Origin of the sequence: Acinetobacter variabilis, assembly GCF_000369625.1 — a bacterium.
GTDB lineage: Bacteria > Pseudomonadota > Gammaproteobacteria > Pseudomonadales > Moraxellaceae > Acinetobacter > Acinetobacter variabilis.
On sequence record NZ_KB850113.1, the window covers coordinates 1,812,959 to 1,828,599 of the forward strand.

11 protein-coding genes and 4 pseudogenes are annotated in these 15,641 nt (G+C 42.5%); 5 read left to right on the top strand and 10 right to left on the bottom strand.

What is annotated here, in order from left to right; all coding sequences use genetic code 11:
* Positions 1-47 precede the first annotated feature (47 nt).
* A pseudogene (locus F897_RS14460) lies at positions 48-938 on the top strand (FAD-dependent monooxygenase); the annotation flags it as partial.
* A 61-nt stretch (positions 939-999) separates the two neighbouring features.
* On the opposite strand, the pseudogene F897_RS14465 reads toward F897_RS14460, so the two are convergent.
* The 7 genes and pseudogenes from F897_RS14465 to F897_RS14485 form a co-directional block, all read right to left on the bottom strand.
* Positions 1,000-1,614: pseudogene (locus tag F897_RS14465) on the bottom strand (glutathione S-transferase family protein).
* A 123-nt stretch (positions 1,615-1,737) separates the two neighbouring features.
* A pseudogene (locus tag F897_RS18080) lies at positions 1,738-1,935 on the bottom strand (RpiR family transcriptional regulator); the annotation flags it as partial.
* Positions 1,927-2,342: pseudogene (locus F897_RS18085) on the bottom strand (MFS transporter); the annotation flags it as partial. The pseudogenes F897_RS18085 and F897_RS18080, both read right to left, overlap by 9 nt.
* 40 nt (positions 2,343-2,382) lie before the next feature.
* A complete protein-coding gene (locus F897_RS14475; RefSeq protein WP_034581092.1) occupies positions 2,383-2,946 on the bottom strand; it encodes a TetR/AcrR family transcriptional regulator in 564 nt (187 codons plus the stop codon).
* Between the two features lie 141 nt (positions 2,947-3,087).
* Entirely contained in the window at positions 3,088-3,609 is a 522-nt protein-coding gene (locus F897_RS14480) for an acyl-CoA thioesterase (RefSeq protein ID WP_004784949.1), read from the bottom strand.
* 315 nt (positions 3,610-3,924) lie between these two features.
* Entirely contained in the window at positions 3,925-4,101 is a 177-nt protein-coding gene (locus F897_RS17790; protein WP_005236977.1) for a hypothetical protein, read from the bottom strand.
* A 334-nt stretch (positions 4,102-4,435) separates the two neighbouring features.
* On the bottom strand, positions 4,436-5,431 hold the full coding sequence (locus F897_RS14485; RefSeq protein WP_005236978.1) for a patatin-like phospholipase family protein: 996 nt from the start codon (positions 5,429-5,431) through the stop codon (positions 4,436-4,438).
* 121 nt (positions 5,432-5,552) lie between these two features.
* On the opposite strand from F897_RS14485, the gene chrA reads away from it, so the two are divergent.
* Positions 5,553-6,767: a chromate efflux transporter gene (chrA, locus tag F897_RS14490; RefSeq protein WP_034581094.1), complete on the top strand. Its 1,215-nt coding sequence runs from the start codon at positions 5,553-5,555 to the stop codon at positions 6,765-6,767.
* A 53-nt stretch (positions 6,768-6,820) separates the two neighbouring features.
* On the opposite strand, the gene F897_RS14495 is transcribed toward chrA, so the two are convergent.
* On the bottom strand, positions 6,821-8,296 hold the full coding sequence (locus F897_RS14495) for an alanine/glycine:cation symporter family protein (RefSeq protein ID WP_005236980.1): 1,476 nt from the start codon (positions 8,294-8,296) through the stop codon (positions 6,821-6,823).
* A gap of 42 nt (positions 8,297-8,338) precedes the next feature.
* Positions 8,339-9,577 carry a sodium/glutamate symporter gene (gene gltS, locus F897_RS14500; RefSeq protein ID WP_005236981.1) on the bottom strand — a complete coding sequence of 413 codons (1,239 nt, stop codon included), beginning with the start codon at positions 9,575-9,577 and terminating at the stop codon, positions 8,339-8,341.
* A 926-nt stretch (positions 9,578-10,503) separates the two neighbouring features.
* On the opposite strand from gltS, the gene F897_RS14505 reads away from it, so the two are divergent.
* Entirely contained in the window at positions 10,504-11,211 is a 708-nt protein-coding gene (locus tag F897_RS14505; protein ID WP_005236982.1) for a nitroreductase, read from the top strand.
* Between the two features lie 79 nt (positions 11,212-11,290).
* On the opposite strand, the gene F897_RS14510 is transcribed toward F897_RS14505, so the two are convergent.
* The gene (locus F897_RS14510; protein WP_005236983.1) at positions 11,291-12,502 is read right to left on the bottom strand and encodes a multidrug effflux MFS transporter; all 1,212 of its coding nucleotides are present in this window, start codon (positions 12,500-12,502) and stop codon (positions 11,291-11,293) included.
* 145 nt (positions 12,503-12,647) lie between these two features.
* On the opposite strand from F897_RS14510, the gene yccS reads away from it, so the two are divergent.
* Both yccS and F897_RS14520 read left to right on the top strand, forming a co-directional pair.
* Positions 12,648-14,822, top strand: a complete 2,175-nt coding sequence (yccS, locus tag F897_RS14515; RefSeq protein WP_005236984.1) for a YccS family putative transporter — start codon at positions 12,648-12,650, stop codon at positions 14,820-14,822.
* An 85-nt stretch (positions 14,823-14,907) separates the two neighbouring features.
* Positions 14,908-15,468, top strand: a complete 561-nt coding sequence (locus F897_RS14520; protein WP_004784963.1) for a YcxB family protein — start codon at positions 14,908-14,910, stop codon at positions 15,466-15,468.
* The last annotated feature ends 173 nt before the right edge of the window (positions 15,469-15,641 follow it).

The following is a 15,641-nucleotide window of genomic DNA, read 5'->3' on the forward strand; positions in this document are numbered from 1 at the left end:
TGGCGATTTTGGGTGCTGGCCCGGTAGGCTTAACGATTGCAAACTACCTGAGCAAACCGGAAAATATTGCCAAACTACTATCTAAAGTTTTACCAAATACCGATGGAATCGAAGTGATTCGTCAACGTGTCTATACCCACAATGCACATATTGCAGATAAGTTCCGTGCTGACCGTATTCTGCTTTCTGGTGATGCTGCACACATCATGCCGGTATGGCAAGGCCAAGGCTATAACAGCGGTATGCGTGATGCCTTTAACCTGGCCTGGAAAGTTGCATTGGTGATCCAGGGTAAAGCAAGCCATGAATTACTGGACTCTTACCAAGTACAACGTAAGGATCATGCCAAAGCGATGATCGATCTTTCAGTCATGGCAGGCCACGTCCTTGCTCCACCAAAAAAATGGCAAAGCTTTGTTCGTGACGGTATTGCTTACGCATTGAACTATATCAAGCCAATCAAACAGTACCTGCTGGAAATGCGCTTTAAGCCTATGCCGAAGTATCATGATGGTGCCCTGCTAGCCAATACTCAAAAAGACTCTCCAGTCGGTAAGATGTTCATTCAGCCGCAGGTGAAACTGGAGTCTGGTGAAACTTTATTGCTGGATGAAGTGATTGGCAATGACTTCGCCATCATTGCCTGGGGTGTAGATCCGAAATGGGGTTTAAGCAAGCAAACGATACAACAGTGGAAAAAACTTGGCGTAAAATTTATCGAAGTCATTCCTGCGGTTCAATTGTCTAATCAACATCGTAAGCAATACGAAGATGTGATCACTATTGGTGATATCGGTACGGACATCCGTACCTGGTTCGGTAAGACCAAGGACTCTATCGTCATCCTGCGTCCAGACCGCTTCGTGGCTGCCCTAGCAATTCCTCAATCTATGGAAAGCACAAGTCAGGCGCTATTTAACAAGCTCCATGTCAAATAATTGACCTCAGTCAAAAAATCACGTTACGGCGTGGTTTCCTATTTATAGATGAACATAGAAGCTAAGTCCGGTATTGCTCAAACCATGAAATATCTTTGAGAGAATCACGACGCGCCATCTGCTGTAGGAAAGGTTTAAATTCTTCCAACGGCGGCAAAATTTTTGTACTAATTGCGAAGATCAGACAATAGGCCACATATAAATCTGCAGCAGAAACTTTTTCACCTAAAAGATAAGGCTTGGCCTGCGACAAGCCTCGTTGAAGAAAATCAAATACCGCGGCTTCGTTACCAAAACTTAAACTGGTTCGGACCTTTTCAATCTGTTCTTAAGATACTTGTAAATTTTTTACATCAATATATTCAGTCAGTGGCCCATGACAGAAGAAAATCCATTTTAAATAAGCACCACGTCTGGGATCATCTAAAGCGGGTGCCAATCCTTTGTCCTGATACTTATCTGCCAGATAGATGATAATAGCCGCCATTTCTGAAATTACGACGCCTTGATCAACCAGACACGGAACTTTACCCATCGGATTGATCTGAAGATATTCAGGTTGATGCATATCTTTAAAAGGAACTTCCACCTGCTCAAGCTGGTCTTCGATCTGTAGTTCTTTAAGGATGGGCAGCAAGGTCATGCCGCGTGACCGAGGGTTGTTACAGAGCTTCATCATTCTGCTTCAACCGATTTCTTATTTTTTGAATTTTAGTATAAAGCGATTTTCCTCTGCGATTAAAAAGCATGTGCTAGAGATCATTTCTGTAGCACATTTCATTTATGGAAGATCAATAATTTACTTAAAAAGGTCTACACAAAACTTTTCTTTGAGCACTTTCAGAATCAGCTCAATCGCAGGATGCTGGTTATTTTTAGGGTAACTGACATAGAGAGCAATCATCGGTAAAGGTTCCAGCGTTTTCTTCACCACAATATTATCGCCGAGTAAAGGAATCACATAAGCGGGTACCAGACTCCAGCCAACCCCCATGCCCTCACCCTTACGAGATTCCGGAATAAACTCATTCGCGACAGGGACGGTGACCGTCGTTAGGATGCTGAACCAGATCCCATGTAAGAAACGTACTGCCAATAATGACCACATGCTGTCGACTAGCAGATAACTAAAGGCAAACAAGGCAAAAATAACTCCGGCTCCACGCATTGCCAATTTCTTGCCGAGTTTCTCGATGATCATGCCAGAAAAAGGTCGAACGGCAATTGATGACACTAAGAACAGGGTCAAAGCCAAACCTGCTTCTTTGACTGATCCGCCCAGATCTTTATGATATAAACCGGCAGAATGGTCAGTAAGGCAAAGTAATAGATAAACAGGAACAGATTGTTCAATAAACACAGAACAAAGGAGCGATTCCATAAGCGCTCAGGACTAGCAGACATAACACGCAACTTTTAAAATAAATTTAAGAATTGACTAAACTCAGGGAGAAATCAAAGCTGGGCTTAAGGCCATATCTACCAGATTCTGGATATATTGATCATCCGGCATGCGGTTGAAGAAAATGATCTGGTAATGAATCGGCCCATATAAAGTGTCCAGCATCAGATCAAAAGGATAATCCGCACGTAATTCTCCACGTTGAATGGCCTGTTGAATCAATTGATGGGTTTGTTTTCGTCGTGGTAATAGATATTGCTGAAAAAAGTCTGCAGCCAGCTCCCGATGATTGGCCATAACGACCAGCAAAGCACGGCCTACCGGATGATTAAGCGCCTGAACTAGCAAAGTTAGCTGTTGAACCAGATTACTACGCAGGCTCTGTGAAGCATCCAGTTCAAATACCCCTGCTGTACGCTGCTTGAAAGCATCCAGTACCAGTTCAGATTTATGTTTCCACCAGCGGTAAATCGTAGATTTGCCAACCCCTGCCCGTGCAGCCACATCTTCTATTGTTAGCTGATGATATTCACCTTCTGCTAGTGCATCCGAAACTGCTTGCAGAATACTGTGCTGACGCCGTGAACATTTTTCTTCTTCACTCATGCTTAAAACCAAAAAACGAAACGATACGTATCGTTTCATATTGGATTAAAAAAGAAGCTTAAACTAAAGTTGAATGATTTTTTAGGCAAAAAAAAGGCCTCACATTGAAGGCCTCTTTAATAAGCGAATTAAGTTTAGTACTTAACTATGCGCTGATTTTTTATAGATGCTGCATGAAGGATGATGGTTTTCCTGCAGACGGGCAACTTTACGTTGTTCAGCCGCTTCAAAACGGCAACGTTTCCAGTCATTGTCCAGATTCAGCGGTGGAATCTGTTTAGGCTTACCATTTTCATCAACAGCGACCATCGTGAAGTAGCAACTATTGGTATGGCGTACAGTACGTTTCTGAATATTTTGTGCTTCTACACGAATACCGATTTCCATTGAAGTACGACCTACATGGTTCACACTTGCCAGGAAAGTCACCAGCTCACCGACATGAATTGGTTCTTTGAAATTTACTTTGTCTACAGACAAGGTTACGACATAACTACCCGAATAGCGACTCGCACAAGCATAAGCAACCTGATCCAATAATTTCAGAATTGTTCCACCATGTACATTTCCTGAAAAGTTCGCCATATCTGGCGTCATAAGGACCGACATCGTTAACTCTGACTGGTCATCCGATGCTGTTGCAATTTGATCTAAAGGGGCCATCGTTTTCTCTGAACTCTTTGAATGACAATGATATAGACCATTATTATAGCGTTTTTGGTCTAAATAAAATGTTCAATTCGGCAAATAAACATCATAATTCTTGATATGAAATTTTTCTCCATACAAAAAAAAAGATATTCCTCTGAAGATGCATAAAAATCATCAGAAAGTTATTTTCAGTAACTATAAAATAAACAGGAATTTATCTAGTAAATTATTTTCTTGAATCAATGCACTGCAATTAAGAGATTATTTATTAAGCATGCAGAACTCGATTTAAGAGAACTGCATGCATTAACAAAAAATAATCTCGAATTAAGCAGGCACCTGTCTCAACATTTCTCGCGCCACATTTTCATAACTTAAAGTCTGCTGGCCATGCAATATAGTTTCAACGGTAAAAGAACCATCGAGATGAACTTTAGTTACAGTAAAAATTGTATTTTCAAACTGAGCTAATGTGACTTGCTGGCCAATTTCGATGTGATTCATATGGCTTTTACATTTATTAATCTATCAATTTTTATTCTGTCATGATCTTCTAAGCTTTTGAACAGTTGTTTAACTTAAGTCTGTGAATAATTTTGTTAAAATCAAAAAAATAGCCTTAAAATATATTTATAAAATCACTATATTTTTATAATTCAAATATTTATTTCCAATTGAAACGCGGGCTTTAAGTGACTTTCAATAGGTAGAAAACATCAGCTCATCTCTAAAAACGATGAGCAAAAATGAGCCGCTTTTCATCTACATGAGAAAAGAGGTAAATATTTTTATACATCTTTATGAAAAATAAATATTTTATTAAAAATCTTAGAGCAAACTATTGTTGTTGAGCCAAGAGCAATGGAATCTGATGACCCTGGCTGTAATTATGCTTCTGATAGGCCTGAGCAATTTCTGGTAGCTTGAGTTTAGCCGCCTCGATGCCAGCGTCCATGGTCAATTCCCTGCCACGCACATCAAAAATATGACCTTTTTCGCGTAAGTCTGGCTGAATTACCACATCGGCGTATTGTAGCTCCTCAGAAGCTAAACGTTGCTGCATGATATTAATATTCTGGTTGAATAGGCCCCAGACATTGGTGGTTTCAGTATGGATTGGCTGCGCCAGAATATCGACAGCAATCACAATATCAGCGCCCAACTCACGAGCTACTTTAACTGGCACCGGACTGACCAGCCCTCCATCCACATATTCTTTTTTCTGGATGACAGTCGGAATAAACATGCTTGGAATAGAAACGGATGCACGTACTGCCTGACCGGTATTACCATAATTGAAGACTACCCGCTTGCCCTCTTTCAAGGCTGTGGCTACCACAAACATCGGGATTTTCATGGCTTGCAAAGGCGTTTGATCCACTTGCAAATTCACATAATTTTCGACTTTTTTGCCATCAAAAAAACCTTTAGGGTCCAGCTTGATGTCGCGGACGTCAGTCGCTTTCATGCTTAACGCAATATTACGCAGTTCAATCGCCGGTTTACCACTGGCATAAATGGAACCTACGATACTGCCGGCACTGGTTCCCACAATAAAGTCAGGTTGTATGCCTGCCTGCTCCAACACTTCAATTGCACCGATATGCGCATAGCCACGCGCACCGCCACTGCCAAGAACAAGTGCAATCACCGGACGGTTTTCTGTTTGCTTGATCTTGTGGAAATTGATCTGGTTTGGGCGTGCCTGGGCTTCTGCTATTGAACTGGCAGATTTAATATGACTAGAGTTAGGTTGATTTAAACCGGATGTCGTTTGGCAGCCACTCAGGCCTATCATTGTCATCGCCAATATACTCAGTACATATTTCTGCATGCAGAGCACGTCCTCATTTTGTTAAAGCAGCATAGTGTATAAACACATGCTTAAATAATCTGTAGAATTTCGTAAAACTGTCATACAGTTGCACTAATGTCTTTCAATTTTCAGCCACTGTATGAATACACCTTCAATGTACCGGATCTTTCTCACTTTCCTGCAACTGGGCTGTATGGCATTCGGTGGACCGGCAGCGCATCTGGTGTTTTTTCACCGTAAATTTGTCGACCAGTTACAGTGGTTAAATACGACACAATATGGCCAGCTGATTGCATTAGCGCAGCTTTTGCCCGGCCCCAGCAGCAGTCAGGTAGGCCTTTCAATTGGCTATCTGCAAAGGGGTTATGCTGGGGCATTCGTGGCTTGGCTTGGATTTACCCTGCCTTCAGCGCTTTTGATGAGCTTGATCGCAGTACTCGGTCAGCACTATTTCCATATTCTAAACTCAAACAGCTTTCATAGCATTCAATTGATCGTTTTTTCTGTAATCGTCTGGGCATTCTGGCAAATGCTTAACAGTTTCTGCAAGAGCATCTGGCAGTATGTACTGGTCTTGATTTCAGTCCTGATCCTGAGCTTCATTGGTATCAGTTTGAATCAGCTATTAGTCATTATTTTAGGGGCAGTTTTTGGCCTTGTAATGGCAAAATTTTCTAATTCTCCTCAGGAAAATAAACCTGCTTCAAATTCATCTATCATTCACTCAAGCTATATTCGGCCACGTCATTCACCTTACTGGTTCATCGCATTTATACTGCCCTTTTTCCTGATTCCTATACTAGTCAAATCTGGTTCTTGGCCTGAACTCGCGTTTTTTGCTGATTTTTATCAAACTGGCTCATTGGTCTTTGGTGGCGGACATGTCATTCTGCCTTTGCTGCATCAGGACTTTGTTGCGACCAATTTGCTTTCGTCACAATCTTTCGATCTAGGTTATGCATTTGCTCAACTGATGCCGGGTCCATTATTTAGTTTTGCCAGCTATGTCGGTGCTCTATTGCCTTGGACAGGCTCAGCCTGGATTAACGCACTGTTAGCAACCTGTGCCATTTTCTTGCCTTCGTTTTTTCTGATTTTTGCTACTTTGCCTTATTGGTCATGGTTAATGCAGCAACGTATTATTTTTCAGGCGGTAAGCGGGATTAATGCGGCAGTCGTCGGACTGCTTTTATATTTGCTGATTGATCTCTCTCAGGCGTATTTTCGTTCCTGGTCTGATCTGGTTTTTGTCATCGTGATGATTTTACTGTTACGCTCGAAACTACCAGTCTGGTTCAGCCTGATTGCTGGCTTTATCCTATATCAAAGCTATCTTAATTTTGTGTCATTCTAATAATTTAAGCTCATAAAAAAGCCCCGAACCAGTCGGGGCTTTTTGCTCAAGTCTTACCAGATATCTGATTTAACTTTATCTTTAAATTTCGGATGATCATCGAGTTTAAACTCTGGTTGCTCGATGCCACGTTTCAGCTGACCGGTATAGTCCTTGAGCAGCATCAAAATAAATGGCATCAGCAGCACAATCGCAATCAGGTTGATACTAGCCATGACACCCATGAACAGATCCGCCATATTCCAGATCAACGGCACACTGGCAACCGAGCCGAAATACACCATAAACAATACCAGCAATCGGAAAGTAAACATGACCTTACTGTTATTATTGATGAACTGAATATTTCCTTCTGCATAGGCATAGTTACCAATGATAGAAGAATAGGCAAACAGGAACAGAATCAAGGCCAGGAAGTCATCACCCCAAGCACCAATCTGGCTTTCAAGCGCCATCTGGGTCAAGGTTACACCTTCAAAACCGGCATTTTCATATAGGCCAGAGACTAAAATAATGATAGCGGTACATGAACATACGACGAAGGTATCTACAAATACGCCAAGCATTTGAACCAGACCCTGATTCACCGGATGTTTCACGTCAGAGGCAGCTGCCGCATTCGGTGCTGAACCCATCCCCGCTTCGTTCGAGAATAAACCGCGCTTAATCCCCATCATCATGGCCATCGAGATCATGGCACCGAAGAAACCGCCAGCCGCTGCTTCAAACTCAAATGCTTTGCTAAAGATCAGCTGGAAAATAGACGGCAACATATCGTAATTGATGACGGCGATATATAAAGCAACAGCCAGGTAAAGAACTGCCATGAAAGGCACTACCCCTTCAGCAACTTTGGCAATCCGCTTGATCCCGCCAAAAATAATCATGGCCGTAATCAAGACCAAGACCAGACCAATCCAGGAAACTTCCAGATCGAAGCCGCCTAATGGCAACATCAGATTGGCTTCATTCCAGCCCCAGGCATGTGAGGTTGCACCAGTAATCGCATTGGCCTGTACGGCATTAAACACAAAACCGTAGGTCGTAATCAACGCAATCGCAAAGACAATTCCCAGCCATTTCTGTTTAAGACCCTGAGTAATGTAATACGCAGGTCCACCGCGGAATTGCTGGTTCTTGTTATCCCGGACTTTAAACAACTGTGCTAATGACGATTCTACAAAAGCAGAACTCATTCCCAGAAATGCAGTAAACCACATCCAGAACACAGCACCTGGACCACCGACAGCAATCGCAATGGCGACACCAGCGACATTACCCACACCAACCCGGCTAGCCAGACCTGTAACAAAAGCCTGAAACGGCGTAATACCATGATCGTCTTCGACCTTGCCACGACTACGTTTCATGACTTTCATACTGTGCCAGAACAAACGGATTTGTACGGCACCGGTCATGATCGTATACAAAATACCGACTGCGACCAGGAATACCACTAAAAAGTCCCAGAGTGGACCATTTAAGGCATTGACCCAGCCCAGTAAGGTTTCATTTAGCTGATCATTCATGTCATATCCTTATGAGCTTATGACTCATTATCAAGCCTAAAATTAGACGAAAAATTTCAAGATCATCTGGATGATCGTGGCATTAATCAAGTCAACGAAGAAAGCACCACATAATGGAACGATCAGGAAGGCTTTATGCGAAGCGCCATACATATTGGTAATCGCCTGCATATTGGCGACAGCCGTTGGGGTTGCACCCATCCCGAAACCACAGTGACCTGCAGCCAATACTGCGGCATCGTAGTTTTTACCCATCACCCGGAAAGTCACAAATGCTGCATATAAAGCCATCGTGAGAGTTTGCGCACCTAGAATCACCATCAATGGTCCTGCCAGATCCGCCAGTTGCCATAATTTTAATGACAGTAGTGCCATGGCTAGATAAAGCGACAATGAAGCATTACCAAAAACATCAATTGCACGGTCGAAGATCTGGATTTTCAGAACCCCTTCCAGCACGTTACGCAGAATCACGCCGCCTGCCAGTGCCCATACAAATGTTGGCAGTTCAAACACTGTATCTTTACTGAAGCCAGTCATCAGCTCTGCAAATGCCAGACAGCCTGCAAACAAACCAAGTGTAGTAATGGCATTATCGGCGGTGATCAGACGGACACGATGTGGATATTCAAATTGCACATATTCATCTGTCGTACTGTCCATTGGGGTATTGTCACGTTTTTCGATTTGCTGATCGGTACGGGCCACAGCAAGATTATGACGGTTAATCAACAGTTTCGCCAAAGGCCCACCGATAATTCCACCAATAATCAGACCAAAGGTCGCACTTGCCATACCGAGCGCCAAAGCACCTTGAATACCGTGCTCAACCTCAAGAATTTCACCCCAAGCGCCAGCAGTTCCATGTCCACCAGTCAGCGTAATCGAGCCGGCAATTAGACCGATCAGAGGGTCAATACCCAGTAAACTTGCCAAGCCCATGCCGACTGCATTTTGTAGTGCAATAAATGCCGAGATGGCAACCAGGAAGATCACCAGTCCGATCCCGCCTTCACGTAATTTGGCAAAATTCGCACTCAGACCGATTGACGCAAAGAAAATCAGCATAAAACTGGTTTGCAGTTCCGCGCTCGTGGTAATGCTATAGCCCCAGAACGAATGAACCAGCAGAGAGATAACTGCTGCAACCAGACCACCTGCAACAGGTTCAGGAATGTTGTAACGTTTTAGAAAATCGATTTTATCCACCAGAAACCGGCCCAGTAATAGAACAATTACTGCAGCGATCAGGGTATAAAATGCGTTAAAAGTAAAATCCATAATTTTTTTGTCCAAGATGGTTCTGAATTTTTGTCATTCTAAAAGTCGTGTTGCGATTCATTTTTACAGAAGAAAACCTTACATAACCCCATGTAATTGTCATCTTTTTCATTCATCTATCGCCTTTAGAATCAACAAAGCATTCCGCATCTGTTTCAAACTTATGAATATCATCGTGATGATCATATTCAGTGAGAGATTTATAAAAGCGAAAAACGGCCTTTTGCTGATTGCATAAGCTACGCCAGATGCGTAAATTCATCTCAGCGTGCAACTTATAGCGATAACATCCAACCTATATTTTTTACTTCTCAACCAGCATAAATTGCTGCATGAGTGCTTTTAACCTAACTGAGTTCATCAAGTCATTTGCAATAAGATATTTCAAATAGAGCTTGACCATGCAATCTTCATTATTTCCTCAAAATGCATGTATTCAACTGAAAAGTCGCACATTATGCTGTTTCTTTGTATAAAGTTTTATTGTTTTTTATTAACTATAGTTAGCAAATATATAAAAAGTAATTATAACTTATTATTTTTTATAGTTTACTACCCCTAAATTTTAATCGAAATAAAATATTAATTGAATCTAAAAACGGATATTTAATTTTATTTTTAAGATTGAATTTTAATCATTCTATTTTGCTCTTAACTTTCTGTATAGTTACAGTCATCGATGTTAATTGCTCAAGATATCAGCATCTAAAGTATTGGTTTCATTTTTATAAGCAGTTTTGTTTAAGCATTCAATAAATTGCTTAGGCTATTTATATAACTCCTATATCTCCTAAATGCATTCTCATTCATGTGATTTTTATTAATCATCACAATTCACTGTGAAACTAAAATTCCCCCTGCCCGACAGGGTTTGTTTGGTTTATAGTCAGTTCACCATCATTAAGGATATGAGATTGGAAATTAGAATGGATCAAAACCTCGTTCATGCTGTAGATCAAACCATTACTTCCCGTCATTCAGTTCGTGCTTTTCTGGATACGCCGGTCAGTACCGACATGCTCAAAGACATTTTGACTGTGGCTAGCCGCGCCCCTTCTGGAACCAATACCCAGCCATGGAAAGTATATGTGCTAACCGGAAAAAAGCGCGATGAGCTGGTGCAGCGTGTCTGTCAGGCGCAAATGGAGCTTTATCAAAATCCGGCACTAGCCGCACAATATAAAGAAACCTTTGCCTATTATCCCGAGCAATGGTTTTCTCCTTATATCGACCGACGTCGTGAAAATGGCTGGGGCTTATATGGTTTGCTGAATATCCAGAAAGGCGAAAAAGAGAAAATGGCACGCCAGAACCTGCGTAATTTTGAATTATTTGATGCACCAGTGGGGCTATTCTTCACCTTACATAAAGATTTAGGCGTAGGTTCAAAAATGGATATTTCCATGATGATTCAAAACGTGATGCTGGCTGCCAAGGCGCGTGGTCTGGATACCTGTCCGCAGGCTGCCTGGAATCATTTTCATAGCATCGTGCTGGATGTATTGGGCGCAGGTGAAGATGAAGAGCTGGTCTGTGGCATGTCACTGGGCTATGCAGATCCAGACCATATCGTAAATACCTTTATTACCCCACGTGTCCCGGTAGAGGAATTTGCCGTTTTTGTAGAAGAATAAAATTAGATAAGCCATGATCCAAGCATCAACTTTGAGCTGCTTGGATCATCTGACAGAGATATAGAGTTCTTGCAGCTCCTTATCTCTGCTTAACTCTAGGCAGTTCTAATTTCAATACAGATCTAAAGGCTATAACCACAAAGATCGCCATTACCAAGGCCATATTGAATAAAGCATCCCACAGCATAAAGTTCAGTAAAACTCCGCCCAACAAACCGCAGGCAAATTGCATACTACCCATAATCGCACTGGCGGTTCCGGCACGTGCGCCCTGCTCTGCCATGGCCAGCGCCATCGCATTCGGTCCCACAAAACCAATTGAGGCTACAACAACAAATAAGGCCACCATGACCAGGACAACAGATTCAATGTTCAGATAGCCTAAAACCAGTAAAGCTAGGACACCGATTCCCTGTAAAGAGGCACCTAGTTTTAAGCGACTTAAGACTGAAAGATATTGGGCCAGATGCTTATTCATGGTCGAGAACAGCATGATTCCCACAGCATTCCCCCCGAAAGCATAAGCAAACTGCTGTTCAGTGAGATGATAATGATCCATCAGAATGGCTGAAGAAGCGCTGATATAGCAGAACATCACCGCCCCAGAAAAACAACCCACCAGCATTGGTCGTCTGAAACTCTCATCCTGAAAAATGGTTCGGTATAAACTCAATACCTGCTGCAAATTCAGTTTAAGACGGCGTTCCGGAGGCAAGGTTTCCTGAAAGAAAAAATGCACACAGACCAGACTAAACAAACCACAGCCCATCAGCACCAAGAAAATAATATTCCACTCAAAGAACATCAGTACCCATGCGCCGAGACTTGGCGCAATAATCGGTGCAATGGTCGTTACAATCATCATGCTGGCAAAGGCCTGTGCAGCCGCCTGCATATCCAGCCGATCACGAATGGTTGCTCGGGCAATCACGACACCTACACATCCCCCTAAGGCTTGTAATACCCGTGCTGCAATCAGGCTCCATTCATTCTGTGCAAACATACACAACAGGCTTGCCAGAATATACAGGCACAATCCAAAATAAAGCGGTGGCTTACGTCCAATCCGGTCACTGATCGGGCCATATAGCAACTGCCCAACCGCCAGTCCAAGGAAATAAGCTGGCAGACTATTGGAAACCATCTGGGTGCTGACACCAAAATCCGCTGCCATTTCGGGCAAGGCAGAGAGATACATATCAATGGATAAAGGACCAAGTGCAGTCAGTGAAGCCAGCAAAATAATCCAGGACATGGTATAAGGCCGTGGTGCTGTCGAATTGGAGTTCATGTAATTAAAGATTTTAATGCGTAGTAGGCAGACAAATTAACATAGCGCATAGTATGATTTACATGGAAATTAAAAGTTATAAATATACTTTTTCTCATATGTATATTCAGCCTTGCAGCAAACACTGCAAGAGAAAGGATCACCGTTGAAATCTTGGCTCAATCGTCTTAAGCACGCGACTTATAATACGACCCTGATGTATAACCTGCGTATGCTGATCGCTTTTGCAGGCACTGCCTTTGTTCCCTATTTCATGGGACAGCAGTTAATGACTATTCCACTCACCCTTGGGGTGGTGGCCGCAGGTTTAAGTGATATTGATGACCGCTTTTCCGTGCGTATCCTGAATCTGTTCTATACCTATTTAGGCTTCTTCATTACCGCAGTCGCAGTCTATCTGTTATTTCCTTATCCGCTGCTGTTTGCTTCTGCCTTAATTGTCTCTTGTATTGTCCTGATTCTGCTCGGATCGCTTGGTCGACGTTATGCCACGATTTCCTATGGCTGTCTGGTGATTTCTGTCTATTCCATGCTGGGGGTTGAACTATTTGATGGATGGTATCAGCAGGCAAGCTTGCTGCTGATTGGTGCGGTCTGGTATGGCTTTTTGTCGACATTGAGCTTCCTGCTGTTCCCTGCGCGACGTGCACAGGATAATCTGGCCAAATGCTATGCCTCACTGGGTGATTTCCTCTACGCCAAATCGAATCTGTTCGATGTCGATATGACGGCAAAAAGTTATCAGCAAAGTATGATCGAGCTATCACTGGAAAATGGCAAACTGATTTCAATTTTTAATGAAATGAAGACTGTCCTTTTGACCCGCCTGAAAGGTGACCGGGGTCAGAAAGATACTCGTCGTAGCCTGCAATATTATTTTGTGGCACAAGATATTCACGAGCGTGCCGATTCTGCGCATATTGATTATCAGAAACTGGCCAAAATTTTTGAACATAGCGACATTCTGTTCCGTTTTCAGCGCATCCTGTCGATCCAGGGTAAAGCCTGTAAAGACCTGAGTGAAAGCATTCAGCAACGTAAAACCTATAAACATAATAAACGCTTCAAACATGCCTTTGAAAACCTGAGATTTTCCCTGGAAAAATTACGTACAGAACAGCAGTATGATCAGGTCTGGATCAATGCCCTGTTTGCCTTATTCCAGAATCTGAAATCCATTGATGCACAATTACGCAACCTGGAAACCGAACGTAATATCAAATTTGATCGTGCTAAACATATTGAAAACCAGCTCAAAGATGATGACCTGAAAGGCTGGGAAGATATCAAGATTCGAGTCAAACAGCATCTGACACCTGAATCGGTGTTGTTCCGTCATGCCATTCGCCTGTCGATTGTGCTGCTGATCAGCTATATCTTTGTCCAGCTGACCGATATTCAGTATGGTTACTGGATTCTGCTTACAGCACTATTCGTCAGCCAGCCTAATTTTAATGCTACCAAGCGTCGCTTACGTTTACGTATCGTTGGAACACTGGCAGGTATTCTTTTGGGATATGCCATTCTTTACTTCATTCCTTCCGTCGAAGGGCAATTATTGCTGCTGATTTTGAGTGGGATTCTGTTCTTTGAATTACGCAGTAAACAGTATGCACAGGCCACTGCCTTCATTACCATTCTGGCTCTGATTAACTTTAACCTGGACGGTATGGGTTTTACCGCAGCTATCCCCCGTATGATTGATACTCTGATTGGCTGTGCGATTGCCTGGTTTGGCGTGAGCTTTATCTTCCCGGATTGGAAATTTCGTCGCTTGCCACGAAGCATTAGCCGTAGCCTGCAGGCAGAATGTGACTACTTGAGTGAAGTGATTGAACAGTATAAGTCTGGACGAAATAATGGTCTGACCTACCGTGTGGTACGCCGTGCAGCTCATAATACCGATGCTGAAGTGGCTTCACTGATCTCGACTTTGGCCACTGAACCTGACTTTGATCCAGTGCAAAAATCACAGGCTTTTGAGTTTCTGTGCCTGAATCATACTTTTATCAGTTATATTGCCGCGCTGGGTGCGCATCGTGAAAAAATTCAGGATCAGGATGTACTGGACTTACTGAACCAAGCCCTAGAAAATATTCGTGGTGCCCTGCTCTATGATGAGGTCCCTGACCTAAGTACCCAGAATATGATCCAGAATATCCGTCAGCGTCTGTCACAACAGCAGGAAGAAGACCAGAAACCACTGATCATTTTGCAACAACTGTCTTTAATGTTTAGTATCTTGAAGCAATTGAGTCAGTTAAAGCAGAGTTTGAGTCATGAACGTGACGAACAGGCTACTGAATTGGCTTCATTATAATTTGGCTGATTTTGGAACAATATACTCACTGAATCAGCATAATTAATGCTAAACTTTTTACAGTTTTAAATCTGTTAATTTCATTATGACCGCGAAAAATTTATACGCTTATACCCTACAGCCTGTGAACTATGAAATTTCAGAAGCTGAGCAGCGTCATGCTCAGCTAATGATCTGGCGTAGTACCAATAAAATTGGTATGAAAGCTTGGCTGATCATGGGTGCTATTGTTGCCTTGTCTATTCTGGGAATTATCCTGATCAAGAACTACTCAACAGTTATCTGCTGGGTGGCGATTGTCTGTGTAGTACTGTATTACCTGATCCGTACTTTTGGTCTGGAATGGTATGTTAAACGCAAGATGAATGAATTTCCGGTACAGGAAATTAAAGGTATCCGTCTGGGCGTACAGCCACATGGTATCGTGATGCGCCAGAAAATGGGCATGCAGGAAGGTGTGGGTGCTATTGGCTGGAAAGACATCTATGAATGGTATAACACGCCGGAATTCATGCTGATCAATTTTAAAGTCAAAGGTCAGCAAGGTGCTTATATCCTGCCTAAACGTTTAGACAGTAAAAACTTCTCTTTCGCGACCATTCGCAAGCATCTGCAAGAAGAAGTGGGCGCTCCAAAAGAAATCTAAGACACATCCCGGTTTTGAAAGACCTCCTGTTTCGACATGGAGGTTTTTTTATGTCTATCTTTTATCCGACTCATCGACACAAATGATAATGAGAATAAATATTATCATCATAATCTATAATTTGTTCTGATTCTTCAGTTATAATTTGCCTACTTTTACACATACCACCATAA